This is a genomic window from Kitasatospora sp. MBT66, assembly GCF_000710405.2.
GTDB classification, from domain to species: Bacteria; Actinomycetota; Actinomycetes; order Streptomycetales; family Streptomycetaceae; genus Kitasatospora; species Kitasatospora purpeofusca.
Genome location: NZ_JAIY01000013.1, coordinates 219,039 through 221,093, shown reverse-complemented (window position 1 = coordinate 221,093; position 2,055 = coordinate 219,039). Strand labels below are relative to the sequence as shown.

3 protein-coding genes and 1 tRNA gene are annotated in these 2,055 nt (G+C 73.4%); all 4 read left to right on the top strand.

The annotated features are described in order from the left end of the window. The coding region (locus BI06_RS52955) for a hypothetical protein (protein ID WP_206743647.1) at nucleotides 1-262 on the top strand (262 nt) is incomplete at its 5' end. Nucleotides 263-267: 5 nt separating this feature from the next. Beyond that, complete coding sequence (gene orn, locus BI06_RS34470) at nucleotides 268-870, top strand: oligoribonuclease (RefSeq protein WP_078880011.1); 603 nt, start codon at nucleotides 268-270, stop codon at nucleotides 868-870. Nucleotides 871-1,027: 157 nt separating this feature from the next. After that, nucleotides 1,028-1,103: transfer RNA gene (locus BI06_RS34465), tRNA-His, on the top strand. 175 nt (nucleotides 1,104-1,278) lie between these two features. After that, entirely contained in the window at nucleotides 1,279-1,725 is a 447-nt protein-coding gene (locus tag BI06_RS34460) for a DUF4442 domain-containing protein (protein WP_030394133.1), read from the top strand. The last annotated feature ends 330 nt before the right edge of the window (nucleotides 1,726-2,055 follow it).

Sequence of the window (2,055 nt, the reverse complement as noted above, 5' to 3'; positions counted from 1 at the left end):
CCGGGCGGGCCAGCTGCGTCCGCAGGGCGGTCGGAGCGCCGCGGCCGAGGCCAGGGAGCCCCGTGAGGCGCGGTCCGCGCGGGACGGCCGGCCGGCGCACCCCGGCGGCCACCCCGGCCGGGACGCCAGGGAGGTCCGGGAGGCCCGCGAGGTGCGGGAGACGGACGGCCACACGCCGGACGAGCACGGCTCCGAGGGTTACGCCCCGGCGCCCCGCTCGGCTCCATCGGTGCCCGCGGCGCGTGATCGCGCCGTAGGGTGAGTGGCGTGAATGACCGTTTGGTATGGATCGACTGTGAAATGACAGGCCTCGACCTCGACCGGGACGCCCTGGTCGAGGTCGCGGCGCTGGTGACGGACTCCGAGCTGAACATCCTCGGCGAGGGTGTGGACGTCATCGTCCGCCCGCCGGCGGAGGCGCTGGCGAACATGCCGGACGTGGTGCGGGCGATGCACACCTCGTCCGGGCTGCTGGACGAGCTGGAGCACGGCGTCACCCTGGCCGAGGCGGAGGCGCTGGTGCTCGCCTATGTGCGCGAGCACGCGCCGGAGGCCGGGCGCACGCCGCTGTGCGGGAACTCGGTGGCCACCGACCGGGGCTTCCTGAGCCGGGACATGCCGGCCCTGGAGGGTCACCTGCACTACCGGATCGTGGACGTCTCCTCGATCAAGGAGCTGGCCCGCCGCTGGTACCCGAAGGCGTACTACAACAGCCCGCAGAAGGGCGGGAACCACCGCGCGCTCGCCGACATCCGCGAGAGCATCGACGAACTGCGCTACTACCGCGAGGCGGTGTTCGTCGCCCAGCCCGGCCCGGACACCGACACCGCGCGCGCGATCGCCGAGAAGTTCCAGCCCCCGGCGGGCTGACCCACCGGCCGCGACCCGTCCCGGTCGGTGCTCCGGACACCCGGACCACCGGCCGCGGCGGGCGACGGAAACCCTGGCGCGAGCACCCTCTCGGATCCTGTAGAGTTCTTCTTGTCGGAACGGGAACGCCGAAGAGCGCGAACGGTCCGGACTGATGGTGGGTGTAGCTCAGTTGGTAGAGCACCTGGTTGTGGTCCAGGTGGCCGCGGGTTCGAGTCCCGTCACTCACCCCATGACCCCGGGGGTCGGTTTCGTCAAGAGACCGGCCCCCGGGGCTTTTTCGCGTTCCCTCACATCCGCGGCGGCGCCGGGGGCGGTGTGACCCGGGTCGCACCGTGGCCCGCGTCTCATCTTTTTCCCCGGTCAGGGGCCTGCCGCCGAAAGCTACCGGCTAGTAACGTTGCCGCCATGACGACACCTTCGATCGGCCAGCTGCTCGACTCCACCGTGCCGATGGCGCGGACCCTCAAGCTGGAGTACCTGGAGACCTCGCCCGAGCGCGCCGTGCTCCGGCTGCCGGACCAGCCCGAGTACCACAACCACGTGGGCGGCCCGCACGCCGGCGCGATGTTCACCCTCGCCGAGTCGGCCAGCGGCTGCATCGTCCTGGCCGCGTTCGGCGACCAGCTCTCGCGCGCGGTGCCGCTCGCGGTGAGCGCCGAGATCGCCTACAAGAAGCTCGCCATGGGCGTCGTCACGGCCACCGCGGTGCTCGGCCGTCCGGCCGCCGAGATCGTCGCCGAGCTGGACAAGGGCGAGCGCCCCGAGTTCCCGGTGACCGTCGAGATCACCCGCGCCGACGGCGCCGTGACCGGCGTCATGACGGTGATCTGGACGCTGCGCCCGAACTCCTGAGCACCGGCGCCGCCTGACGGCCGGGCCGGAGCCTCGGAACGGCAGCACCGCACGGGCGGGGACGGCGGGCGGATCGCGATGACTGTCCGTGACGATGCGGCCGTGACCTCACGGCCCGTCCGCTCGTTCTCGATTCACGTGCGAGCCAATCACGCGACCAGTGGCCCGGAACCCGCCCGACGGACCGTCGGCGCCCGGTGGCGTCCCGCCGGGTGGCGCCCGGCCCGGCGGTGGCTGCCCGGCCCCCGGGCCGTCGCGGCCGGCGGGGCGCTGCTCGCACAGCTCTGGGGCTTCGGTGCCCCCGGCGCCTGTGCGGCCGGCGGACCGGCT